The organism is Bacillus sp. AK124, assembly GCF_053903085.1.
The window spans coordinates 1,676,980-1,700,396 of sequence record NZ_CP096378.1; the positions used below are offsets into that span (position 1 = coordinate 1,676,980).

The following is a 23,417-nucleotide window of genomic DNA, read 5'->3' on the forward strand; positions in this document are numbered from 1 at the left end:
TTAATGTACAGCCGTTCATCCGCCTGGTCTCGCGCCGGCGGATGAACGTGCTTGTGCCTTCTTAGAAAGGAGACTGTGCCATGAGTGAAATTTCATTTGTCACGGTCACGGCTTTGACAAAATATATTAAGCGCAAATTTGACGTGGACCCCCATCTTGAAGATATTTGGATCAAGGGCGAGCTGTCAAATGTTAAAATACATAGCAGAGGCCATATTTATTTTACACTGAAAGATGATAACGCCCGCATTCAATCCGTCATGTTCGCCAGACAAAACAGAAATCTCGCCTTTACCCCTGAAAACGGGATGAAGGTATTGGTGAGAGGCGGCATTTCGGTATATGAACCGAGCGGCAATTATCAGCTCTATGCGAAAGAAATACAGCCTGACGGCATAGGTGCGCTTCATCTCGCGTATGAAGAACTTAAGAAAAAGCTGTCGCAAGAAGGCTTGTTTGATGAAAAACATAAGAAACCCATCCCCGCGTTCCCATCCGTCGTCGGTGTTGTCACATCTCCAACCGGAGCGGCTGTACGCGATGTGATCACCACCATTAAAAGAAGATACCCCCTTGTAAAAGTGATCGTCTTTCCAACGCTCGTTCAAGGAGTAAACGCGGGCGAGTCCATCGTCAGCAGCATCAAAGAGGCTAACCGCAGAGAGTTATGCGATGTATTAATCGTCGGACGCGGAGGGGGATCGATCGAAGAGCTGTGGGCATTTAATGAAGAGGCTGTCGCCAGGGCCATTTTTTCTTCCGACATTCCGATCATTTCCGCCGTCGGGCATGAAACGGATTTTACAATCAGCGATTTTGTTGCGGATTTGCGCGCGGCGACCCCGACGGGAGCGGCCGAACAGGCCGTACCTAATATGCTTGATTTGCTGGAGCGTCTGAAAACGCTCGAAGCGAGAATTGCAAAATCGATGAAGCAGGATTTAAGAAAGCGGCAGGAGCGCGTGAAAACCCTCCAGTCCTCTTATGCCTTCCGCTACCCGAAACGGCTGTATGCCCAAAAGGAACAGGAATTCGACCTGATATTCGACCGTTTCCAAAAACAGCTGGCGATGACCGTTGAACGCAAAAAACAAAAACTGAACGAACAGACATACAAGCTGGAGATGCTTCATCCCGAGGAGCAGCTTAAACAAGCGAGAAAGAGGCATGAAGAGCAGACAGTCCGGCTGAAGCGTAATATGGATGTGCAGCTTAAGCAGATTCACTCGCAGTTTCAAACGGTTCTTGGTAAACTGAATGCATTAAGCCCTCTCCAAGTGATGGAAAGAGGGTACAGTTTGACATATAAAGAAAACGAATTGATTAAAAGTATTGAACAGGTTCATGAAAAAGACGAGATCCGCGTCACATTAAACGATGGGACGCTGACCTGTGAGGTACTGCAAAAGAGAGGCGAAACAAATGGCTGAAGAAAACAAAACAAAACGGGAAGACCTGACATTTGAAGAGGCGATGAAAGGTCTGGAACAGATTGTATCAAAGCTTGAAGAAGGGGATGTGCCTTTGGAAAAGGCGATCGACTACTTCCAGGAAGGGATGGCTCTTTCGAAAATGTGCCACGAAAAACTGCAAAATGTCGAAAAGCAGATGGACTACATTTTGCGGGAAAATGGGGAATTAGCTCCTTTCAGTGTTCGGGAGGAGGAAAAAGGTGACCGGTAAACTTGACGGATTTTTAAAATCGAGAAAAACAGTAATTGAAGAACGCCTTCCGATGTATATTAAAGACCTGCGAGCGCCGTCCATCCTTAAGGAATCCATGCTGTACTCATTGGAAGCCGGAGGGAAACGGCTGAGACCGATTTTGGTACTTGCGCTTCTTCATGCGTACGGAAAAGACGAAGAAGCCGGAATTCCGGTAGGGTGCGCGGTTGAAATGATCCATACGTATTCATTAATCCATGACGATCTCCCTTGTATGGATGACGATGACCTCAGAAGGGGAAAGCCGACAAACCATAAAATATACGGGGAAGCGACGGCCATTCTCGCCGGAGACGCCTTATTAACCGAAAGCTTCAAAATGATCACTTCCAATATGCCTTCTGATGTATCTGCTGAAAAACGCATCAGACTGGTGAATGAGCTGATATCGGCAGCGGGGGCTGAAGGCATGGTCGGCGGTCAGATTTTAGATATGGAAGCGGAATCAAAGTCTGTCTCTCTTGATGAACTGCAGCGGATTCACGAAGGAAAAACGGCTAAACTCCTCAGCTTCAGCGTCATCGCGGGGGCGATTCTAGCAGATGCTTCTGAAAAAGAGATCGAAAAGCTCCGCGAATTCAGCCATCATATCGGCATCGGCTTCCAGATCAGAGATGACATTCTCGACCTTGAAGGATCAGAGGATAAAATCGGCAAACGGATCGGATCTGACGAGACAAACGGAAAATCGACCTATCCGTCGCTCCTTTCGCTTGAGGGCGCCAGCCAAAAGCTTGATGAACATATTGAAAAAGCAAAACGGCTGATTTCAGAGCTTCCGTTTGAAAAAGAGCTTATGTACGAGTTTTGCGATATGATTGCCGCAAGGGATCATTGATACAGGGCTTCCATTTGAGCATCAAAGGCTTATTATGCTAAAATATAAAGAGTTGAACTCTAAAACGCCGCGCCGTTATCACGTTGTGTTAGCGGCTGTTTTTTCAAACGAAGCGTCCGCATATGCAAGTTTGCGCATGGGGATGAATTCGTCATATAATAATTCAAGCTGAAACTTAAAATGAAGCAAGGCGCATACTTGCAGAAATCATGCTGAAAGTGAGTTGATCCGATTGGATCTGTTATCGATAAAGGACCCTGCATTTTTGAAGAACCTTTCAAATCAAGAACTGGAAAGCTTGAGCGCTGAAATTCGCCGTTTTTTAATTGAAACGCTTTCTGAATCCGGAGGGCACATTGGTCCGAATCTCGGCGTTGTCGAGCTTACCATTGCATTGCATAAAGAATTTAACAGCCCGAAAGATAAGTTTTTGTGGGATGTGGGGCATCAATCGTATGTCCATAAACTGCTGACCGGCCGCGGAAAGGACTTCGCCACCCTGCGTCAGCATAAAGGACTGTGCGGTTTTCCAAAGCGGAATGAAAGCGAACATGATGTCTGGGAAACGGGCCACAGTTCGACTTCTCTCTCCGGTGCGATGGGGATGGCAGCTGCGAGAGACTTGAAAGGGACAAACGAATATATCATCCCGATCATCGGAGACGGTGCACTGACCGGCGGCATGGCTCTTGAAGCGCTTAACCATATCGGCCATGAGCAAAAAGACATGATTGTCATTTTGAATGACAACGAAATGAGCATCGCTCCAAACGTCGGAGCGATTCATTCCATGCTCGGAAGGCTGCGCACAGCCGGAAAATATCAATGGGTCAAAGATGAGCTTGAGTATTTGTTCAAGCGGATTCCTGCTGTTGGCGGGAAGCTTGCCGCTACAGCCGAGCGGATCAAAGACAGCCTGAAATACCTGCTGGTATCCGGGATGTTCTTTGAAGAGCTCGGATTTACGTATTTAGGGCCTGTAGACGGTCATTCCTATGATGAACTGTTTGAAAACATGCAGTATGCGAAAAAGACGAAAGGCCCGGTACTCCTCCACGTTATTACGAAAAAAGGAAAAGGCTATAAGCCTGCGGAAACCGATAAAACCGGCACATGGCACGGAACCGGCCCATATAAAATCGATACCGGTGATTTTGTTAAGCCGAAAGCCGCTGCGCCGTCATGGAGCGCGCTCGTAAGCGAAACGGTCAGGAAGCTTGCCCGCGAGGATGAAAGGATTGTAGCCATTACTCCGGCCATGCCTGTCGGTTCAAAACTTGAAGGGTTTGCGAGCGAGTTTCCGGAGCGCATGTTTGATGTCGGCATTGCGGAACAGCATGCGGCAACGATGGCGGCTGGTCTCGCGACTCAGAATATGAAGCCGTTTCTGGCGATCTATTCGACATTTCTTCAGCGCGCTTATGACCAGGTTGTCCATGATATTTGCCGGCAAAACCTAAATGTATTTATCGGCATTGACAGAGCGGGCCTAGTCGGCGCTGATGGGGAAACACACCAGGGCGTGTTTGACATTGCTTTTTTACGGCATATTCCGAATTTGGTTCTCATGATGCCGAAAGACGAAAACGAAGGCCAGCACATGGTCAACACGGCTGTCAAATACGATGACGGCCCGATTGCCATGCGCTTTCCGCGCGGAAACGGACTCGGCGTCAAAATGGATAAAGAATTGAAAACGATCCCGATCGGAACGTGGGAAGTGCTGAGACCCGGGACAGACGCGGTCATTTTAACATTCGGCACCACCATTCCGATGGCGCTTGCTGCCGCGGAGGAGCTGCAGAAAGAAGGACGTTCGGTCAGAGTGGTTAACGCCCGTTTTATCAAGCCGCTTGACGAAAACATGCTGATGGAAATCCTGAACGAAGGGCTTCCGATTTTAACGATCGAAGAGGCTGTGCTCCAAGGCGGATTCGGCAGCTCGATCCTTGAGTATGCCCATGAACATCAGTCATACAGCCCGATCATTGATAGAATGGGGATACCTGATCAATTTATTGAACACGGCAGCGTCGCCAAGCTTCTGGAAGAGATCGGAATGACAAAAGAAGACGTCATCAGACGAATAAGACTATTGACGCCCGTAAAGACTCATAAAGGAATTGGATCATGACAGGAAAAAAAGAACGGCTCGACGTTTTATTAGTAGAAAGAGGGTTAATGGAAACGCGGGAAAAAGCGAAAAGAGCCATCATGGCCGGCATCGTCTATACGAATGAAAACAGACTGGACAAGCCGGGCGAAAAGGTCGACCGCACGATTCCGCTGACCGTTAAAGGAAACCCGTTAAAATACGTCTCAAGAGGCGGATTAAAACTTGAAAAAGCATTAAAAGAGTTTCAGCTTTCCGTTCAAGGCAAGCTGATGATTGACATCGGCTCTTCCACCGGCGGCTTCACAGACTGCGCGCTGCAAAACGGCGCTCTCCGCTCATATGCCGTTGATGTCGGGTATAATCAGCTCGCCTGGAAGCTGAGACAGGATGAGCGGGTTGTAGTGATGGAACGCACGAATTTCCGGTATTGCACACCTGCCGATTTTACGGAAGGACTGCCGGAGTTCGCGACGATCGATGTCTCTTTTATCTCACTGAAAATCATCCTGCCTGTGCTTAAGAGCATTTTAGTTCCGGGAAGCGACTGCATCGCTCTCGTCAAACCGCAGTTTGAAGCAGGGCGGGAATCCGTTGGGAAAAAAGGGATCGTCCGCGATCCCCTCGTCCATCAAGCTGTGCTTGATGACATCAGCCGGTTTGCGGCTCGGGAAGGATATGACTGCAGAAACGTCTCGTTTTCGCCGATTACCGGCGGCGACGGCAACATCGAATTCCTTCTCCATTTGCATTGGGACGGAGAAGAGCAACCTGGCACGCCGATAGCAGAAGAAACGATCAATCAAATTGTCGAAGAAGCTCACAAGACATTAAAAGCGAAAAAAACGGATCCGCGTGATTAAAAACCCTTGAGAGCCGTACGGCGAATGCGAGGGTGGCCGGCACGCAAAAAGGAATAATAGTGGGCTATTATTCCTTTTTTACTGCAAACATGTACTTTTCCGACAAAATCATTTAACATAAATGTATAAACATACACAATTTGTGTATAAAACGAGGTGTGAAATGAACAAAGGTCAAAGGCATATTAAAATCAGGGAGATTATCACCGCTAATGAAATTGAAACGCAGGATGAGCTTGTCGATATTTTAAAGAAAGACGGCTATAATGTGACGCAGGCCACCGTCTCGCGAGACATTAAAGAGCTTCATTTGGTCAAGGTGCCGACAAACAACGGTTCCTACAAATACAGCCTGCCTGCTGATCAGCGCTTTAATCCCCTTTCCAAATTAAAAAGATCATTGATGGACGCATTTGTCAAAATCGACTCAGCCAGCCATCTGATCGTTTTAAAAACAATGCCGGGCAACGCGCAGGCGATCGGGGCGCTGATGGACAATTTGGATTGGGAAGAAATCATGGGAACGATCTGCGGAGATGATACCATTTTGATCATCTGCCGGACGCATGATGATACCAAAATCGTACAGAAGAAAATATTGGAGCTTTTATAAACGAAGGCCTGAAAAGAGGTGTCATGAAAGCTTGTTAGCTGAATTATCGATCAAAAACTTTGCCATTATCGAAGAATTAACCGTTTCTTTTGAAAAAGGGCTGACGGTTCTGACCGGTGAAACCGGGGCCGGAAAATCGATCATCATCGACGCCGTCTCTTTGCTTGTCGGAGGCCGCGGCTCGTCCGAATATGTCAGGTATGGCGAAAAAAGAGCCGAATTGGAAGGGCTTTTCCTCCTTGACAGCGGCCATCCGGTTTTTGATTTGTGCACAGAACTCGGGATTGAAGCCTCGGATGACATGATCGTTATGAGGAGAGATATTAACGCAAACGGCAAGAGCATCTGCCGCGTCAATGGAAAACTTGTCACCATTGCCGCTTTGCGGGAAGTCGGCAGACTGCTGCTTGACATACACGGGCAGCACGACAATCAGCTGCTGATGGAGGATGAGCACCATCTTCAGCTTCTGGACAGGTTTGCAGGAGAAGAAATCGAGCATGCTCTAAAAGCGTATCAGGAAGTTTACAGCCGCTACATGGACGTCATGAAAAAGGTGAAAGAGCTTTCTGAAAGCGAGCAGGAAATGGCTCACAGACTCGATTTAATACAGTTCCAGCTTGATGAAATCGAATCTGCAAACCTTGAGCCGAAAGAGGACGAACTTCTTCAGGAAGAGCGCCGTCAAATCGCTAATTTCGAAAAAATATACGAAGCTCTGCAAAATGCCTATAATGCGCTACGCAACGAGCAGGCTGGGCTTGACTGGGTCGGCATGGCTTCAAGCGAGCTTGAAAACGTCTCAGGCATCAATGAAGGGCTCAATAAAGTATCTGAATCTGTAGCCAACGCATACTACATTCTCGAAGATTCAACTTTTCAGATCAGAAATATGCTGGATGAACTCGAATACGACCCCGAGCGCCTCGATTATATCGAATCGCGATTAAACGAAATCAAACAGCTGAAACGCAAATACGGCGCTACTGTCGAAGATATCCAAGCTTATTCGGCTAAGATAGAGGAAGAGATCGACCGGATCGAAAACCGGGACAGCCACTTGCAGGCTTTAAAATCCCGCCTCGAATCAATCGGCAAGGATGTGGCGATTGAAGCCGCCAATGTGTCCGAAATCAGAAAAAAATGGGCGAAAAAACTGGCCAAACAGATTCAGCAGGAACTGAAAGATCTGTATATGGAAAAATCGACATTCGATACGGAATTCCAGGTGAAAAAAGCGGAACGGGATGATGATGCACCCGTCGTCAACGGTATGCCGGTTCAGCTCACAAAGCACGGCATTGATACCGTCCATTTCCTAATCTCAACAAACACGGGAGAACCGCTCAAATCTTTGTCAAAGGTTGCATCTGGAGGAGAGCTGTCAAGAATCATGCTGGCCATGAAAAGCATTTTCTCTGCTCAGCAGGATGTTACATCGATCATTTTCGATGAAGTGGATACGGGTGTAAGCGGCAGAGTCGCGCAGGCGATCGCCGAAAAAATACACCGCGTCTCGATCGGCTCTCAAGTTTTATGCATTACCCACTTGCCGCAGGTGGCCGCGATGGCTGACACCCATCTTTTGATTACGAAACAGTCGAAAGACGGGAGAACGACGACAAGCGTCACACCGTTGACAAAACAGGAAAAAATAGCGGAAATCGGCCGGATGATCGCCGGAGTCGAAGTAACGGATCTGACGAAGCGCCATGCGAAAGAACTTTTGAACCAAGCTAAGCTTGTTAAAACTACCGGATAAGCTGTTCATCCTGAACAGCTTATTTTTTTGTCGGCATTTTCTTATACAAACTCATTCTTATCATTTTATCCAATGATTTTCTTCCGTCCGCAGTTATAAATCGCTGTCCGAAAGGCAAAAGTAATGAATGTAGCGAAAGAAATTTTATATGGTGTGGGTTAGGTGCGAGGAGAGTGAAAAGGTGGATGTTGAAAAAATCAGAAAAGTTGTGGGTATGATTCTCCTTGTTTCTTTAATAAGTGTAGGGTTTTACAAACCGGTGAAAGAATACATTGTAATCCCAAAAAACTTGAACATTTTTGAGACGGGTACCCGTGCGGTTGAAACGAGCTTATCCGTCAGTGCTTCGAAAGATGGATCATCGGAAGCATTCACACTGAAAGAAAATCAAAGTGAAGTGGAAATAAAAGGTGAAAAGAATGGAAAGGCAGAACTCGTCTATGATTTTGCCGGATTCCCAGTTAAAAAAACGAAAGTAAATGTCCTGCCTGATTTGAAAGTGGTCCCCGGCGGGCAGTCTATTGGTGTAAAGCTTCACTCCGTTGGCGTATTGGTCGTAGGTTTTCATCAAATCAATACCTCTGAAGGCAAAAAATCGCCCGGTGAAGCAGCCGGAATCGCGGTAGGCGACATTATCACCGAAATCAACGGCACGAAAATCGAAAAAATGAATGACATTACCCCTTTTATTCAAAAGGCCGGGAAAACAGGAGAAACCTTACATCTGTCGATTAAAAGAGATAAACAAGAAATCAAAACGAAGCTCATTCCGAAAAAAGACCAGGCTGAAGATAAATACAGAATCGGCTTATATATCAGGGACTCTGCCGCAGGAATCGGCACAATGACTTTTTTCGAGCCGAAATCGAAAAAATACGGAGCGCTTGGTCACGTCATTTCAGACATGGATACGAAAAAACCGATCGTTGTTGAAAAAGGGCAAATCGTGAAATCGACCGTCACTTCGATTGAAAAAGGAACAGGCGGAAATCCCGGAGAGAAACTGGCCCGTTTCGCATCAGAACGAAAAGTGATTGGTGATATCAACAGAAACAGTCCATTCGGGATCTTCGGGACGCTTCACGAGTCAATCAAAAACCGCATCGCTGACAAAGCCATTCCGATTGCATTTTCAGATGAAGTAAAAGAAGGCCCGGCCCAAATTTTAACGGTTATCGAAAACGACAAAGTCGAGAAATTCGATATTCAGGTCGTCAGTACGACACCTCAGAAGTTTCCGGCTACAAAAGGGATGGTGCTGAAAATTACCGACCCGAGGCTGTTGAGCAAAACAGGAGGCATCGTTCAAGGGATGAGCGGAAGCCCGATCATCCAAAACGGAAAGATCATTGGCGCCGTAACTCACGTTTTCGTCAATGATCCGACGAGCGGATACGGCGTGCATATTGAATGGATGCTGTCTGAAGCAGGGATCGATATTTATAAAAAAGAAAAAGCAAGCTGACTGCCGGATGCCTCCGGCAGTTTTTGATTTCGTCTTTTTTTCTTGAGCGTTGTGCGTTAAAATGAAAGAAGAAAAGATTTTTCGACAAATTCACGTTCCCCGGTTTGTCAAGTCGCATTTCGAGTCGAAAAATCGAGAAAATCAGAAAAAAACAGAGAAAAAGCGAGAGATACCACTATTATTGGAAAAATCCTTTTTAAAAAAAGGGAATAAAGTGGTGCTGTCGAATTAAACATATTAGAAAAAGAATGATGAAATTTATCAACATACACATTGGGGAGGAAGAAACGTGGAGAAAATTAAAGTATGTGTTGCTGATGATAACAGGGAGCTTGTCGGCCTATTAAGCGAATATATCGAGGGACAAAGCGACATGGAAGTACTTGGTGTCGCGTACAACGGACAGGAATGCCTTTCGTTGTTTAAAGACAAGGAGCCCGATGTGCTTGTGCTGGATATTATCATGCCTCACCTCGATGGATTGGCCGTTCTTGAAAGGCTGAGGGAATCGCAGCTTAAAAAGCAGCCGAATGTCATCATGCTGACGGCGTTCGGTCAGGAAGACGTGACGAAAAAAGCTGTAGATTTGGGCGCGTCGTATTTTATTTTGAAGCCTTTTGACATGGAGAACTTAGTCGGCCATATCCGCCAGGTCAGCGGAAACGGATCTCAATTGACACACCGTGCCCCGTCTTCTCAAAGCAGTGTGCTTCGGCCGCAGCCGGAATCGCCGAAGAAAAACCTGGACGCCAGCATCACGACCATCATCCACGAAATCGGCGTGCCCGCTCATATAAAAGGCTATTTATACTTAAGGGAAGCCATCTCCATGGTGTATAACGACATCGAACTGCTCGGAAGCATTACAAAAGTGCTTTATCCGGATATCGCCAAAAAATTCAACACGACTGCAAGCCGAGTCGAACGGGCGATTCGCCACGCCATCGAAGTCGCATGGAGCAGAGGCAACATCGACTCGATTTCGTCACTTTTCGGCTACACAGTCAGCATGTCAAAAGCCAAGCCGACGAATTCAGAATTCATCGCGATGGTCGCAGACAAGCTGAGACTGGAGCATAAGGCTTCTTAAACGTTGACATGGCGCGGTTTTGACGAAGATTTACCGTTGAATTGCCGACCTTTTTATAACGAATAGTTTATCGTAATTCCGATGAATTTTTCGCCCTTATTGCGATGAATTGCGATCCGAAGGGTTTCATACAGTATTTGAAGGTCTCGTTTTTATAAACGAGGCTGTTTTTTTGCTCTTAAATGTACTGTTTGTGTTTCAGCACGGTGTGTATTGTGTAAAGTCAGCCTAACAGCTTATCAAAAAATACCAAAATATTGTAATTTGTGCACTTTTTAGACATGCCTGTTTGTTATATGATGAAATCGAAATGAAATAAATGGAAAAGGAGTTGTTTTAAAATGAAAGTCAATAAATTATTAACTGGTACGACTCTGGCTGTTGGTTTACTTATTTCTACAGCGCCGGTATTTGCTGCACCGCATTCATCTGAGGTGATTGCACATCCGACTGCTCAATACATCAATTGTCCAAGTGACTTGCCAAGCTCATTCAAAAGCAGCAAATCATCAAAATGTGTAAAATCTTCTTCAGGAGTTTTCAGTAACAAATTTTCTGATAGCGATGGAACATGGTATTTCAAAGGGAAATTTTACAGTAATGTTTTTAACACTTGGGTTGGTTTTTACGAAGGATGAACAAAAAAGGGGGGGCTCCCCCTTTTTTTGTTTTCACGGAAATAGATGGCGGAGAATGTAAAACCTTTCGAAAAAAGCCAATCTCGAGTTAAAAGTATGAAATAAGCGGGTGGTATGATGATCTTTACGAAAACAGATCTTCGCTATTATCTCGAACAAGACAAGAAAGCGTTAGGAATCTCAAGTCGAAAAAGGCCTAAATGGTTTGGCGATGATATTTGGAAGTATCAGATAGCCTTGCGCAAACATGAATATTACTCAAATGCCAACTCCAAGGTGTTCAAGCATGTTTACCGGTATCTGCATAAAAAGAGAGGATTGAATCTCGGATTTGACATCCCGGTGAATGTTTTCGGTCCGGGGTTGAGGATCAACCATTACGGATTGCTCATCGTAAACAGCAATGCAAAAATAGGTGCAAACTGTGACATTCATCAAGGAGTTAACATCGGGCAAAATCACGCTCACCACGATGTTCCAACAATCGGAGACAATGTCTGGATCGGGCCTGGAGCAAAGCTCTTTGGCAGCATTCACATTGCCGACGGCATTTCGATTGGCGCAAACGCCGTAGTCAACAAATCTTTCACTGAGGAAAACATTACAATAGCCGGTGTGCCTGCCAAAAAGATTAAAGAGGCGCCGTCAACAATGGACCGGAAGCAGGCTCTGCAGCAGCAAATATAAGCATGAGAACTGCGGAAGGAGCAGCGCTGCTAAGCTATGAAGGACTAAATGTTGTCATCAAGCAGCCGGGCTTTAAAAATGCATTCCTGCAAGTTCTGATAAAAGCTACATAGCACGCAGCCAGCTTTCGGTGTATCCGTCTATTTTTCAAAGTTTGTCTCACGCCCGGTGCATTGGCGTCATAGACTGAATCATATAAAGCGAAAGCCGCATGAAACGTCTTTTTTCTTATGAAAAAAGACGTTTTTTTATACAAAAAAATAAAAATGATGAAATAGATCTGATTTCTTCCAGATGACAACCATTTTTCGCCTTGGGTAGACCGTTTTTCACAGACGTTTTTGAGCGGATGGCTTCTAACAATTCGGAAATCCCTGGGGCGTTGGACGGGTAAATCGGGCGAATATCTGCTGGAGTGGCCTGCTTTACAGCCGCCGGGTATTAAAGATAAGGTACGGGGTGTAAAAAATTCAGCAGGCGAGGTGGTCGACATGAAAAAAGGAGTCATCCTTGTTTTGTTCGCTATGCTGCTATTGGCAGGCTGCGGGACAACGCAACATAATGAGAGCCGAAAAGGAACAGGCGGGGAAACGTTTGTGAAAGAAGGCACCTTTGTCGGTTTGGCGGATCAGCATACCGTCGCCGTCAATATTGACGGTAAAGAAACGACGTTTCAGGTCCCTCCCGAAAAACGGGATAAATATAAGGGGATCAAGGATGATACAAAGGTGGAAGTGAAGTACACGAAAACAGAGGACGGAACATTACAGCTTGAAGATATGAAAGAGAAAGAATGATCGTTTGCAAAAAGGGATTGTAGGAGGAACTAATCGTGAAACTGTTAATGAGGAGTTTAGTTTTGCTGCTGTTTTCGTTTATTGCGGTTTTTCCAGCTGCTTTTGCAGCTGAGCCGCTTTCCGGTAAGACGGTATATGTTGACGCAGGTCACGGGGGCGAAGACAGCGGCGCGGTCGGAAACGGGCTGCTTGAGAAAGATGTCAATCTTGAAGTGGCAAAGCTGGTTGATGAAAAACTGAAAGAAGAGGGAGCTGCCACAGTCGCCTCAAGAACGGATGATACGTTTTTGACGCTGGAAGACCGGGTGGCCAAAGCGAGCAAGCACGCTTCGGACTTGCTGATCAGCATTCATGCAAACTCGGCCGTCCCTGAAGCGTCAGGTACAGAAACATACTTCGATTCTGCCTATCAAGCCGCTGACAGCGAACGCCTGGCGTCTAACATTCAAGAACGCCTTCCGGATGCGCTTGGCACTCGGGACAGAGGTGTAAAAGAATCAGGGTTTTATGTCATCAAAAATTCTCAAATGCCGAGTGTTTTAGTCGAACTCGGCTTTATCACGAACAAAACTGATGCAGCTAAACTCGAAAGTCCGGAATATCAGGAAAAAGCGGCAGACGCGATTGCTGACGCTGTCACAGCTTATTACGAATAACAATAGGGGCCCCGGTATAAGACCGGGGTTCTTGTGTTATGTTTATGTTAAAAAAGGCCTTATGTGTGGAAAGAAAACAGTAAGACCTTCATAATGGGATATAAACTTGCAATTCTTGTAGAGGTGAACCAGAAATGACGAAAATATTTGCACACCGAGGAGCTTCAGGCACTTTTCCCGAAAATACAATGGAGGCGTTTAAGCAGGCGGCGGCCATCGGTGCAGACGGCATCGAATTGGATGTACAAATGGCAAAAGACGGACGTCTTGTTATAATACATGATGAAAAGCTTGACAGGACGACTTCGCTGAAAGGATATGTAAAGGATCTTACATATGCGGAGATCAAGCGCGGAGACGCAAGCCACCGTTTTTCCGAAAAAACCGGCTCTGTCCCGGTACCGACCCTTGAAGAAGTGTTTGAGTGGGCGGCAGATGCTGAATTTCTTCTCAATGTGGAATTGAAAAACAGCATTATCCGTTATGAAGGAATGGAAGAAAAGGTGATGTCGATGATTGAAGCGTACGGCCTTCAAGACCGGATCATTCTTTCATCATTTAATCATGAAAGCCTTGCGTTATGCAGCAGATTGAATCCAAGTATCGAGTTGGCCGCGCTTTACATGGATGTCATCTTCAAGCCTGAGGAGTACATTGAAATGATTCCGGCTGCAGGATTTCATCCGTATCGCCGTTCAATGTCGGTTGACATGATCAAAAACGCCCATTTGAAACAAAAAGCGGTCCGGCCGTTCACCATCAACCGTGAAGAGGAGATGAAAAAGCTGATTGCTGAAGGAATTGACGGTTTCTTCACCGATTTTCCCGAAAAAGCGTTAAAAATAAAAGCCGAGATGTGACACGCTGAAAGGATTACAAAATCCCAAAACTAAAAGTCGTTTTGGGATTTTGTCAACAATCTGAAAGCCGCAGACAATATCTGCGGCTTTTTGCTTTCCGTTCGCAGAGATCACACCTCGCGGCCGCTCTGCTTTTTTCTAAAGCGGGGGCTTACTTGGTTGCGTTTTCTGTCTCTGTATAGAATAAATCCGCCTAATAAATAAAGGCCGCCTGCGAAGCATATGAACCCCGCCAGCCCCTGAAGCCAAAGGATCTGAAACGGGCTGATCAAAACGCCGAAAACAGTGTCGCGCATCAATTTAATTCCGAGAGCAGCCAGGCCTCCCGGTATCAGCAAAACGAGCAGTGCGATCATTCTCCCCATACACGAATCCCCTTACCAAAGATTTACCTTTATTGTCTATTTGAAAAAAAAGTTTGTCAAGAAAGGAAAACATGATAACATAGATGTTGTGCAAATTGTTGCAAGTGAACGTGATAGTGTGCAAAATTTTTCATGCAAAGGGGTAAAGGGATGATGCAAAAAGTACTGATCGTTGGTGCTGGAAAAGGGGGGACTGCTCTCTTGGATGTGCTGCTGAAAACAAAGACGATGCATATCGAGGCGGTCATCGATAAAAATCCGGAAGCTCCCGGGCTTTTCATCGCGCAAAAAAACGATATCGAAACGGCGCTCGATTGGGCGCCGTACATCACAGAACAGATCGATATCATCATTGAAACGACCGGAGACGCCGGTGTATTAAAGCAACTGATGCGAAAAAAGCACGACAGTACGATCGTGGTGCCGGGATCGCTCGCTTATATCATCTCTCAGCTGATGAACGAAAAGCAGCAGCTCATCCAAATGTTAAAAGAGCAGACGTATAAACACGACCGTATTTTCAACTCTATGAATGACGGCATGATTTTTATCGACATTAACGAAGAGATCATTTTGTTTAACAAAATGGCGGAAGTGATGACCGGGACAAAGCGCACTGAAGCGATCGGCCAGCATATTCAAAGCGTGATCCCGACGACGAAGCTGCCGCGCATTCTCAATACGAGAGAGCCTGAGTATCATCAAAAACAATTTCTCCATCCGAACAGGCAGATCGTCACGACCAGAATTCCGATTATCGATGACGGAGGGACGCTGCTCGGGGCGCTTAGCATATTTAAGGACATTACCGATGCGGTCGAGCTGGCTGAAGAGGTGACCAACCTGAAGGAAGTCAGAACGATGCTTGAAGCGATCATTCAATCTTCGGATGAAGCGATATCGGTCGTTGATGAAAACGGAAACGGGATGATGATCAACAGGGCGTATACAAAGATGACGGGCCTGACAAAAGACCAGGTGATCGGGAAGCCGGCCAATACCGACATATCCGAAGGTGAAAGCATGCATTTGAAAGTGCTTGAAACGAGGCGCCCTGTCAGAGGGGTCAGAATGAAAGTCGGCCCCAATAAAAAAGAAGTGATCGTCAATGTCGCGCCGATTATCGTTGACGGTATTTTAAAAGGGAGCGTCGGTGTTATTCACGATGTATCTGAAATTCAATCGCTCACAAACGAGCTGAACAGAGCGCGCCAGATTATCCGTACACTCGAGGCGAAATATACATTTGCCGACATCATCGGTTCAAGCGAGCAGATGCTCGTCGCGCTGGAACAGGCGAAATTGGGGGCGAAGACGCCTGCGACGATTTTGCTGAGAGGCGAATCGGGAACGGGGAAAGAGCTTTTTGCCCATGCCATACATAACGAAAGTGACCGAAAGTATAATAAGTTTGTTCGCGTCAATTGTGCGGCCATTTCGGAATCACTGCTTGAATCAGAGCTGTTCGGCTATGAAGAAGGCGCTTTTTCAGGCGCGCGCCGCGGCGGCAAAAAAGGATTTTTTGAAGAGGCGAACAACGGCAGCATTTTCTTGGATGAAATCGGAGAGCTCACGCAAAACACACAAGCGAAGCTCCTCCGCGTTCTTCAGGAAAAAGAAATTGTCAGAGTCGGCGGGACCAAACCGATTTCTGTGAACGTCCGGGTCATCGCAGCGACAAACGTCAATATTGAAAAAGCGCTCGCTGAGGGCAGGTTTCGCGAAGACTTGTACTACCGGATCAATCGCTATCCGATATCAATTCCGCCGCTCAGGCAGCGGAAAGAGGATATCGAAGCCTTGAGCAGGCATTTGATTGGGAAGATCAATCAAGAATACGGACGCAATGTAAAGGGGCTCACGAAAAACGCACTCAAATCGTTAAAAGCACGGAAGTGGCCGGGGAATGTCAGAGAGCTTGAAAATGTCCTTGAGCGGGCGATGATCTTTTTAAAACCGCAAATGGAATGGATTGATCTCGAACACCTGCCTGAAGCAGACCGTCCGAAAAAAAAGGTGGAAGCCGGAGCAGCTTTCCCTGAGATTGAAGAGGAAAAGCTGTCTGATGCGGTTGAACGGTTTGAAGCTCATGTCATAAAAGAAACGCTTGAAAAGCATCAATACAACAGAACGAAAACGGCGAAAGCGCTTGGAATCAGTATCCGCAATCTCTATTACAAAATGGATAAATACAATCTTGCAAAAGATAGCATGCAATAAATTGCAAAACGAGTGCAAAATCATGCAAACTGTAAAACAGGATCACAGTACCGAACCGCTTTTTTATACTGGCACGAAACTTGCATGATATAGTGGGCGGATGTTTGCTAAGAAAGGTGGGTACTATGAAGCTGAAACAATTATTGCAAAAAGCGGCGGAGCTAGACAATAAAACGGTCGCCGTCGCACATGCAGAAGATGACGAAGTGCTGCAAGCAGTCAAACTTGCGGTCGACAAACAATTTGCCCGGTTCTTGTTGATTGGGCACAGAGAAAAGATCAGGCATATGATGACAGAACAGAACATTTCAAAACGGCACGTGGATATCATTCATTCGGAATCGCCGGCGGATTCGGCGAGAATTGCCGTTCAAGCTGTCAAAAGCGGAAATGCTGATGTTCTCATGAAGGGGAATGTCCCGACAGCCGTGCTATTAAAAGCCGTTTTGAATAAAGAGTACGGGCTCCGTTCCTCGCATGTACTGTCACATGTAGCAGCTTTTGAAGTCAGCGGGTTTGAGAGGCTGATTTATGTAACAGATGCGGCAATGAATATCAGCCCCAAGCTTGATGAGCTGAAACAAATTTTAGAAAACGCAGTCGGCGTGGCGAGAGCGGTCGGCGTGCAAATGCCGAAAGCCGCTTGCCTCGCCGCGGTGGAAACGGTGAATCCCGCAATGGAAGCGACATTAAATGCAGCTGCCTTGACGCAGATGAATCATCGGGGCCAAATCAAAAATTGCATCGTTGACGGGCCTCTTGCGTTGGATAACGCGATCTCACCGCTTGCCGCCCGGCATAAAAACATTTCTGGAATCGTTGCGGGCGAGGCTGACATCCTGCTTGTTCCTTCAATTGAAACAGGCAATGTCCTTTACAAATCATTGATTCATTTTGCGGGTGCGAAAGTGGGAGCCATTTTGGCAGGGGCAAAAGCGCCCATCGCCTTGACAAGCAGGGCCGATTCCGCAGAAAACAAGCTGTATTCGATTGCTTTGGCGCTGTGTACGTCTGAAGCACGACAAGAGGAGGAATAAAAAATGGAACTATTTCGATATATGGAACAGTATGACTATGAGCAATTGGTATTTTGCCAAGATAAACAGTCCGGATTAAAAGCGATCATCGCGATTCATGATACGACGCTCGGGCCGGCTCTCGGCGGCACGAGAATGTGGACATATGAAAGTGAAGAAGCCGCAATTGAAGATGCGCTGCGCCTTGCGCGGGGAATGACCTATAAAAACGCGGCGGCCGGACTGAACCTCGGAGGAGGCAAAACCGTTATTATCGGCGATCCGCGCAAAGATAAAAACGAAGAAATGTTCCGCGCTTTCGGCCGTTACATTCAAGGGCTGAACGGCAGATACATCACCGCGGAAGACGTCGGTACAACCGTTGAAGATATGGACATCATTCATGACGAAACTGATTTTGTTACAGGCATTTCGCCTGCTTTCGGTTCATCTGGCAATCCTTCCCCGGTAACGGCTTACGGGGTATATAAAGGGATGAAGGCTGCGGCAAAAGAGGCCTTCGGGACAGATTCGCTTGAAGGAAAAACCGTTGCTGTCCAAGGGGTCGGAAACGTGGCATACAATCTGTGCCGTCATCTCCACGAAGAAGGCGCGAAACTGATCGTGACCGATATCAATAAAGAAGCGGTCGAACGCGCAGTCGCCGAATTCGGCGCCCGTGCCGTCGATCCGGATGATATTTATTCACAGGAGTGCGATATATATGCACCGTGTGCTCTGGGAGCGACAATCAACGATGATACGATTCCGCAGCTGAAAGCCAAAGTGATTGCCGGGGCAGCCAACAATCAGCTGAAAGAAACGCGCCACGGGGATCAAATCCACGACATGGATATCGTTTATGCCCCTGACTATGTCATCAATGCCGGCGGCGTCATCAATGTCGCTGACGAGCTTTACGGCTATAATTCAGAGCGCGCGCTGAAAAAAGTCGAAGGCATCTACGGAAATATTGAACGCGTCCTTGAAATTTCAAAACGCGACCGCATTCCGACATACTTGGCCGCAGACCGCCTGGCGGAAGAGCGTATTGAGCGCATGCGCCAATCGAGAAGTCAATTTTTGCAAAACGGCCATCACATTTTAAGCAGGCGTTAAGATCATAACCCCTATTCGCTATTGGAGGTTTTATATCAATGCAGGTACAGGAAAAACGTATTCTCGTCATCAATCCGGGATCAACATCTACAAAGATCGGCGTTTTTCATGATGACCGTTCGATTTTCGAAAAATCAATCCGTCATGACGAGGCTGAGTTACAGCAATACCAAACCATTATTGATCAATATTCGTTCAGAAAACAGGCGATACTCGAAACCCTGCATGAACAGGGAATCAATATTTCTAAATTGGATGCCGTTTGCGCCCGGGGAGGGCTGCTCAGACCGATTGAAGGCGGCACTTACGAAGTCAACGATGCGATGATCACCGATTTGAAGAACGGATATGCGGGGCAGCATGCATCAAATCTCGGGGGTATCATCGCCAGGGAGATTGCCGACGGATTAAATATTCCCGCTTTTATCGTCGACCCCGTTGTTGTGGATGAAATGGCCCCTATCGCAAAAATTTCCGGCACGCCGGCCATTGAAAGGCGCAGTATTTTTCACGCGCTCAACCAAAAAGCTGTCGCGAGGAAAGCGGCCTGGCAGTTTGGAAAGCGGTATGAAGATATGAAAATGATCATCACCCACATGGGAGGCGGCATTACGACCGGCGTTCATTGCCACGGTCGGGTGATCGATGTCAACAACGGCCTCCACGGAGAAGGTCCGCTCAGTCCGGAGCGGGCCGGAACCATTCCTGCGGGTGATCTGATCGAAATGGCCTTCTCCGGCAAGTATACGAAAGGCGAGCTGATGAAAATGCTAGTCGGCGGCGGAGGCCTCGCCGGCTATCTCGGCACGACGGATGCGGTTAAAGTTGAGAAAATGATCAAGGAAGGCGATCAAAAGGCTGCGCTCATCTATGAAGCGATGGCTTATCAAATCGCCAAAGAAATCGGGGCGGCCAGCGCCGTCTTAAAAGGCGAAGTCGATGTCATTATTTTGACAGGCGGACTGGCGTACGGAAAATCGTTTGTTACCTCGATCAGACAATACATAGACTGGATTTCGGATGTCGTCGTCTTTCCGGGAGAAAATGAGCTTCAAGCATTGGCTGAGGGTGCATTTCGCGTATTAAACGGCGAAGAAGAGGCGAAACAGTATCCGAACCAGAGGAGGGAAAGTCATGGCAACTGAATACGATCTCGTGATTCTTGGAGGGGGCACAGGCGGCTATGTGGCTGCCATCAGAGCTTCGCAGCTGGGGCTGAAAACAGCCGTCGTTGAAAAGCGGAAACTCGGCGGCACGTGCCTTCATAAAGGCTGCATCCCGTCGAAAGCGCTCCTAAGAAGCGCGGAAGTTTACAGGACAGCAAAAAAGGCGGACGAATTCGGAGTGGTCATTTCTGAAGTCGGCCTGCGGTTTTCTCAAGTTCAAAGCAGAAAACAAAAAATAATTGACCAGCTGCACAACGGTGTCAAACACTTGATGAAAAAAGGAAAGATTGATGTTTACGAAGGAATCGGACGAATTCTCGGGCCGTCGATTTTTTCCCCGATGCCGGGGACGGTTTCCGTTGAGATGGCAAACGGGGATGAGAATGAGATGCTCATACCGAAAAACGTCATCATCGCCACAGGCTCAAGGCCCAGGTCGCTGCCAGGGCTTGAGCTTGACGGGGAAAACGTGCTGTCATCCGACGAAGCGCTTGAACTTGAGCAGCTTCCGGCTTCCATGCTGATTGTCGGAGGAGGTGTCATCGGAATCGAGTGGGCTTCCATGCTGTGCGATTTCGGTGTTGACGTGACCGTCATTGAGTATGCAGACCGGATTTTGCCGACTGAAGATGCCGATATTTCTAAAGAAATGCAGACGCAGCTGGCGAAAAAAGGCATCACCATCATCACGGGAGCGAAAGTGCTGCCCGACACATTGGCGAAAGGCGATACGGTCAGCATTCAAGCGGAAAAAGACGGAGAAAAACAGACCTATTCCGCTGAGAAAATGCTCGTATCTGTCGGAAGGCAGGCAAATGTTGAAGGGATCGGTCTGGAAAACACAGATATCCAAGTGGAAAACGGCTTTATCGCGACAAACAGCATGTACCAGACAAAAGAATCCCACATCTATGCGATCGGAGATGTGATCGGCGGCCTTCAGCTTGCACATGCTGCTTCCCACGAAGGGATTACGGCTGTTGAGCATATTGCTGGCGAGAATCCGCACGACATCGACTATTCGCTTGTCTCAAAATGCATCTATTCAAGTCCTGAAGCCGCATCGGTCGGCTTGACAGAGGATGAGGCGAAGGCACAGGGCAAAAGCGTTAAAGTAGGCAAATTTCCGTTTCAGGCGATTGGCAAAGCGCTCGTGTACGGTGAGACGGACGGCTTTGTCAAAATCGTCGCCGATCGCGAATCAGATGATATTTTGGGCGTTCACATGATCGGCCCGCATGTGACAGACATGATATCTGAAGCCGGTCTGGCAAAGGTGCTTGACGCCACCCCGTGGGAAGTCGGACAAACGATCCATCCGCATCCGACGCTGTCGGAGGCGATCGGAGAAGCCGCCCTTGCCGTAGATGGAAAGGCGATTCATTTTTAGAAAGCATGAAGGAGTGAAAAAAATGGGCAATAACCGTCATGAAGCAGTTGGATTAACAGATGAACAAGCAATCGACATGTACAAAACCATGCTTTTAGCCAGAAAACTTGATGAGCGGATGTGGCTCTTAAACCGTTCAGGCAAAATTCCTTTTGTCATCTCTTGTCAAGGACAGGAAGCCGCCCAGGTCGGAGCGGCATTTGCATTAGACCGTGAGAACGATTATGTGCTTCCATATTACAGAGATATGGGCGTTGTCCTTGCTTTTGGCATGACGGCAAAAGATTTAATGCTGTCGGCGTTTGCAAAAGCCGAGGATCCGAATTCGGGAGGAAAGCAGATGCCGAGCCACTTCGGTCAAAAGAAAAACCGGATCGTCACAGGCTCTTCGCCAGTGACAACGCAAGTTCCGCACGCGGTGGGTGTAGCGCTTGCCGGAAGGCTTGAAAAGAAAGACATCGCGACTTTTGTGACGTTCGGCGAAGGCTCTTCAAACCAGGGGGACTTCCATGAAGGGGCGAACTTTGCCGCCGTTCATAAGCTTCCCGTCATTTTCATGTGTGAAAACAATAAATACGCCATTTCGGTTCCTTACGAAAAGCAGGTGGCTTGTGAAAACATTTCCGACCGCGCCGTCGGTTACGGCATGCCCGGCGTGACTGTTGACGGAAATGATCCGCTTGAAGTCTACAAAGCGGTTAAAGAAGCAAGGGAACGTGCCGAAAGAGGCGAAGGTCCGACATTAATCGAAACGATATCATACCGGCTGACCCCGCACTCCAGCGATGATGATGATCGAAGCTACAGAGAGCGCGAAGAGGTGGCGGAGGCGAAGAAAAATGATCCGCTTAACAAATTCGCGCATTACTTAAAAGAAACAGGCCTTCTGGACGACCAGTCTGAGAAGCAAATGTCGGATGAGATCACAACCATCGTCAATGAAGCAACAGATTATGCTGAACATGCACCTTATGCAGATCCGGAAGATGCGCTGCGGCATGTTTATGCGGAGTAAGGGGGAAGAACAATGCCAGTTATGTCATATATAGATGCTGTCACTTTGGCTTTGAAAGAAGAAATGGAAAAGGATTCCCGCGTCTTTGTTTTAGGGGAGGATGTCGGCAAAAAAGGCGGTGTGTTCAAGGCAACAGCAGGTCTTTACGACCAGTTCGGCGAAGAGCGGGTGATGGACACGCCTTTGGCGGAATCCGCAATTGCCGGCGTCGGAATCGGGGCTGCCATGTACGGGATGAGACCGGTCGCCGAAATGCAGTTTGCAGATTTTATCATGCCGGCTGTCAACCAGATTATTTCAGAAGCGGCAAAAATCCGCTACCGCTCCAACAATGACTGGAATTGTCCGATCGTCATCCGCGCACCTTACGGCGGAGGCGTGCACGGCGCGCTGTACCATTCTCAGTCAGTTGAATCCGTATTTGCCAACCAGCCCGGGCTGAAAATCGTCATGCCTTCGACACCTTATGATGTCAAAGGGCTTTTGAAAGCGGCCATCCGCGATGACGACCCTGTCCTGTTCTTCGAGCATAAACGTGCGTACCGGCTGATCAAGGGCGAAGTGCCGAGTGACGACTATGTGCTGCCGATCGGAAAGGCGGATGTGAAGCGGGAAGGCGAAGACATTACCGTCATCACATACGGATTGTGCGTCCATTTCGCCCTTCAGGCTGCCGAGCGGCTTGCCAAAGACGGGATTTCCGCACATATCCTTGATTTAAGAACAGTATATCCGCTCGATCAGGAAGCGATTATTGAAGCGGCTTCCAAAACGGGCAAAGTGCTTCTGATGACCGAGGATACGAAGGAAGGCAGCATTATGAGTGAAGTAGCCGCGATCATTTCAGAGCATTGCCTGTTCGATTTGGATGCGCCGATTAAGCGGTTGGCGGGCCCTGACGTCCCGGCAATGCCGTATGCTCCTACAATGGAAAAATTCTTTATGGTCAATCCGGATAAAGCAGAAGCAGCAATGAGAGAATTGGCCGAGTTTTAATATAGCGAAGGAGGACATATCGT

Annotated in this window: 22 protein-coding genes; 21 read left to right on the top strand and 1 reads right to left on the bottom strand. The window is 47.4% G+C overall.

The features are described from left to right. Positions 1 to 80 precede the first annotated feature (80 nt). From xseA to M1E06_RS08625, 14 genes are all read left to right on the top strand, one after another. Positions 81 to 1,430, top strand: coding sequence for an exodeoxyribonuclease VII large subunit (gene xseA / locus M1E06_RS08560; protein ID WP_020452134.1), 1,350 nt, complete (start codon positions 81 to 83; stop codon positions 1,428 to 1,430). Further along, positions 1,423 to 1,683, top strand: a complete 261-nt coding sequence (locus tag M1E06_RS08565) for an exodeoxyribonuclease VII small subunit (protein ID WP_023855168.1) — start codon at positions 1,423 to 1,425, stop codon at positions 1,681 to 1,683. Before xseA ends, M1E06_RS08565 begins: the two co-directional genes overlap by 8 nt. Continuing rightward, positions 1,673 to 2,563 carry a polyprenyl synthetase family protein gene (locus tag M1E06_RS08570; protein WP_456270531.1) on the top strand — a complete coding sequence of 297 codons (891 nt, stop codon included), beginning with the start codon at positions 1,673 to 1,675 and terminating at the stop codon, positions 2,561 to 2,563. Before M1E06_RS08565 ends, M1E06_RS08570 begins: the two co-directional genes overlap by 11 nt. Before the next feature lie 232 nt (positions 2,564 to 2,795). Beyond that, on the top strand, positions 2,796 to 4,697 hold the full coding sequence (gene dxs, locus M1E06_RS08575; protein ID WP_023855166.1) for a 1-deoxy-D-xylulose-5-phosphate synthase: 1,902 nt from the start codon (positions 2,796 to 2,798) through the stop codon (positions 4,695 to 4,697). Next, a complete protein-coding gene (locus M1E06_RS08580; protein ID WP_020452130.1) occupies positions 4,694 to 5,539 on the top strand; it encodes a TlyA family RNA methyltransferase in 846 nt (281 codons plus the stop codon). The genes dxs and M1E06_RS08580 overlap by 4 nt, the downstream gene beginning before the upstream one ends. Positions 5,540 to 5,702: 163 nt before the next feature. Continuing rightward, positions 5,703 to 6,152 carry a transcriptional regulator AhrC/ArgR gene (ahrC, locus tag M1E06_RS08585; protein WP_020452129.1) on the top strand — a complete coding sequence of 150 codons (450 nt, stop codon included), beginning with the start codon at positions 5,703 to 5,705 and terminating at the stop codon, positions 6,150 to 6,152. Positions 6,153 to 6,183: 31 nt separating this feature from the next. Next, entirely contained in the window at positions 6,184 to 7,914 is a 1,731-nt protein-coding gene (gene recN, locus M1E06_RS08590; RefSeq protein ID WP_025811171.1) for a DNA repair protein RecN, read from the top strand. A 148-nt stretch (positions 7,915 to 8,062) separates the two neighbouring features. Continuing rightward, positions 8,063 to 9,379 carry a SpoIVB peptidase gene (gene spoIVB / locus M1E06_RS08595; protein ID WP_043054395.1) on the top strand — a complete coding sequence of 439 codons (1,317 nt, stop codon included), beginning with the start codon at positions 8,063 to 8,065 and terminating at the stop codon, positions 9,377 to 9,379. 289 nt (positions 9,380 to 9,668) lie between these two features. Further along, a complete protein-coding gene (gene spo0A / locus M1E06_RS08600) occupies positions 9,669 to 10,469 on the top strand; it encodes a sporulation transcription factor Spo0A (RefSeq protein ID WP_003183361.1) in 801 nt (266 codons plus the stop codon). 341 nt (positions 10,470 to 10,810) lie between these two features. Next, positions 10,811 to 11,107, top strand: coding sequence for an antimicrobial peptide LCI (locus M1E06_RS08605; protein ID WP_020452126.1), 297 nt, complete (start codon positions 10,811 to 10,813; stop codon positions 11,105 to 11,107). Positions 11,108 to 11,224: 117 nt separating this feature from the next. Next, positions 11,225 to 11,794 carry a serine O-acetyltransferase gene (locus tag M1E06_RS08610; RefSeq protein ID WP_023855161.1) on the top strand — a complete coding sequence of 190 codons (570 nt, stop codon included), beginning with the start codon at positions 11,225 to 11,227 and terminating at the stop codon, positions 11,792 to 11,794. A gap of 491 nt (positions 11,795 to 12,285) precedes the next feature. Further along, positions 12,286 to 12,591, top strand: a complete 306-nt coding sequence (locus M1E06_RS08615) for a membrane lipoprotein lipid attachment site-containing protein (RefSeq protein ID WP_020452124.1) — start codon at positions 12,286 to 12,288, stop codon at positions 12,589 to 12,591. Between the two features lie 35 nt (positions 12,592 to 12,626). Then, entirely contained in the window at positions 12,627 to 13,247 is a 621-nt protein-coding gene (locus M1E06_RS08620; RefSeq protein ID WP_020452123.1) for an N-acetylmuramoyl-L-alanine amidase family protein, read from the top strand. A gap of 134 nt (positions 13,248 to 13,381) precedes the next feature. Next, positions 13,382 to 14,107, top strand: a complete 726-nt coding sequence (locus tag M1E06_RS08625) for a glycerophosphodiester phosphodiesterase (RefSeq protein WP_035338360.1) — start codon at positions 13,382 to 13,384, stop codon at positions 14,105 to 14,107. Positions 14,108 to 14,217: 110 nt separating this feature from the next. On the opposite strand, the gene M1E06_RS08630 is transcribed toward M1E06_RS08625, so the two are convergent. Next, entirely contained in the window at positions 14,218 to 14,472 is a 255-nt protein-coding gene (locus M1E06_RS08630; protein WP_020452121.1) for a DUF2627 domain-containing protein, read from the bottom strand. Positions 14,473 to 14,625: 153 nt separating this feature from the next. Between M1E06_RS08630 and M1E06_RS08635 the strand changes: the two genes are divergently transcribed. The 7 genes from M1E06_RS08635 to M1E06_RS08665 all read left to right on the top strand — a co-directional run bounded on the left by M1E06_RS08635 (position 14,626) and on the right by M1E06_RS08665 (position 23,394). Beyond that, positions 14,626 to 16,692, top strand: coding sequence for a sigma-54 interaction domain-containing protein (locus M1E06_RS08635; RefSeq protein WP_023855158.1), 2,067 nt, complete (start codon positions 14,626 to 14,628; stop codon positions 16,690 to 16,692). Positions 16,693 to 16,817: 125 nt separating this feature from the next. Continuing rightward, positions 16,818 to 17,729 (top strand): phosphate butyryltransferase, encoded by a 912-nt coding sequence (gene yqiS / locus M1E06_RS08640; RefSeq protein ID WP_023855157.1) that lies wholly within the window; start codon positions 16,818 to 16,820, stop codon positions 17,727 to 17,729. A 3-nt stretch (positions 17,730 to 17,732) separates the two neighbouring features. Continuing rightward, positions 17,733 to 18,827: a branched-chain amino acid dehydrogenase gene (gene bcd, locus M1E06_RS08645; RefSeq protein WP_026579327.1), complete on the top strand. Its 1,095-nt coding sequence runs from the start codon at positions 17,733 to 17,735 to the stop codon at positions 18,825 to 18,827. 38 nt (positions 18,828 to 18,865) lie between these two features. Beyond that, positions 18,866 to 19,972 (top strand): butyrate kinase, encoded by a 1,107-nt coding sequence (gene buk / locus M1E06_RS08650; RefSeq protein WP_023855156.1) that lies wholly within the window; start codon positions 18,866 to 18,868, stop codon positions 19,970 to 19,972. Continuing rightward, positions 19,962 to 21,383, top strand: a complete 1,422-nt coding sequence (lpdA, locus tag M1E06_RS08655; protein WP_020452116.1) for a dihydrolipoyl dehydrogenase — start codon at positions 19,962 to 19,964, stop codon at positions 21,381 to 21,383. Before buk ends, lpdA begins: the two co-directional genes overlap by 11 nt. Positions 21,384 to 21,405: 22 nt before the next feature. Next, complete coding sequence (locus M1E06_RS08660) at positions 21,406 to 22,398, top strand: thiamine pyrophosphate-dependent dehydrogenase E1 component subunit alpha (RefSeq protein ID WP_096748217.1); 993 nt, start codon at positions 21,406 to 21,408, stop codon at positions 22,396 to 22,398. A 12-nt stretch (positions 22,399 to 22,410) separates the two neighbouring features. Then, complete coding sequence (locus tag M1E06_RS08665; RefSeq protein WP_020452114.1) at positions 22,411 to 23,394, top strand: alpha-ketoacid dehydrogenase subunit beta; 984 nt, start codon at positions 22,411 to 22,413, stop codon at positions 23,392 to 23,394. Positions 23,395 to 23,417: the final 23 nt, after the last annotated feature.

What these genes read in the sequence shown, in the direction of transcription:
- xseA (WP_020452134.1), top strand. Translation starts at nt 81, where the DNA reads ATGAGTGAAATTTCATTTGTCACGGTCACGGCTTTGACAAAATATATT.
- M1E06_RS08565 (WP_023855168.1), top strand. Translation starts at nt 1,423, where the DNA reads ATGGCTGAAGAAAACAAAACAAAACGGGAAGACCTGACATTTGAAGAG.
- M1E06_RS08580 (WP_020452130.1), top strand. Translation starts at nt 4,694, where the DNA reads ATGACAGGAAAAAAAGAACGGCTCGACGTTTTATTAGTAGAAAGAGGG.
- ahrC (WP_020452129.1), top strand. Translation starts at nt 5,703, where the DNA reads ATGAACAAAGGTCAAAGGCATATTAAAATCAGGGAGATTATCACCGCT.
- spoIVB (WP_043054395.1), top strand. Translation starts at nt 8,063, where the DNA reads ATGGTGTGGGTTAGGTGCGAGGAGAGTGAAAAGGTGGATGTTGAAAAA.
- M1E06_RS08605 (WP_020452126.1), top strand. Translation starts at nt 10,811, where the DNA reads ATGAAAGTCAATAAATTATTAACTGGTACGACTCTGGCTGTTGGTTTA.
- M1E06_RS08610 (WP_023855161.1), top strand. Translation starts at nt 11,225, where the DNA reads ATGATCTTTACGAAAACAGATCTTCGCTATTATCTCGAACAAGACAAG.
- M1E06_RS08615 (WP_020452124.1), top strand. Translation starts at nt 12,286, where the DNA reads ATGAAAAAAGGAGTCATCCTTGTTTTGTTCGCTATGCTGCTATTGGCA.
- M1E06_RS08625 (WP_035338360.1), top strand. Translation starts at nt 13,382, where the DNA reads ATGACGAAAATATTTGCACACCGAGGAGCTTCAGGCACTTTTCCCGAA.
- M1E06_RS08630 (WP_020452121.1), bottom strand. Translation starts at nt 14,472, where the DNA reads ATGGGGAGAATGATCGCACTGCTCGTTTTGCTGATACCGGGAGGCCTG.
- M1E06_RS08635 (WP_023855158.1), top strand. Translation starts at nt 14,626, where the DNA reads ATGCAAAAAGTACTGATCGTTGGTGCTGGAAAAGGGGGGACTGCTCTC.
- yqiS (WP_023855157.1), top strand. Translation starts at nt 16,818, where the DNA reads ATGAAGCTGAAACAATTATTGCAAAAAGCGGCGGAGCTAGACAATAAA.
- bcd (WP_026579327.1), top strand. Translation starts at nt 17,733, where the DNA reads ATGGAACTATTTCGATATATGGAACAGTATGACTATGAGCAATTGGTA.
- buk (WP_023855156.1), top strand. Translation starts at nt 18,866, where the DNA reads ATGCAGGTACAGGAAAAACGTATTCTCGTCATCAATCCGGGATCAACA.
- lpdA (WP_020452116.1), top strand. Translation starts at nt 19,962, where the DNA reads ATGGCAACTGAATACGATCTCGTGATTCTTGGAGGGGGCACAGGCGGC.
- M1E06_RS08660 (WP_096748217.1), top strand. Translation starts at nt 21,406, where the DNA reads ATGGGCAATAACCGTCATGAAGCAGTTGGATTAACAGATGAACAAGCA.
- M1E06_RS08665 (WP_020452114.1), top strand. Translation starts at nt 22,411, where the DNA reads ATGCCAGTTATGTCATATATAGATGCTGTCACTTTGGCTTTGAAAGAA.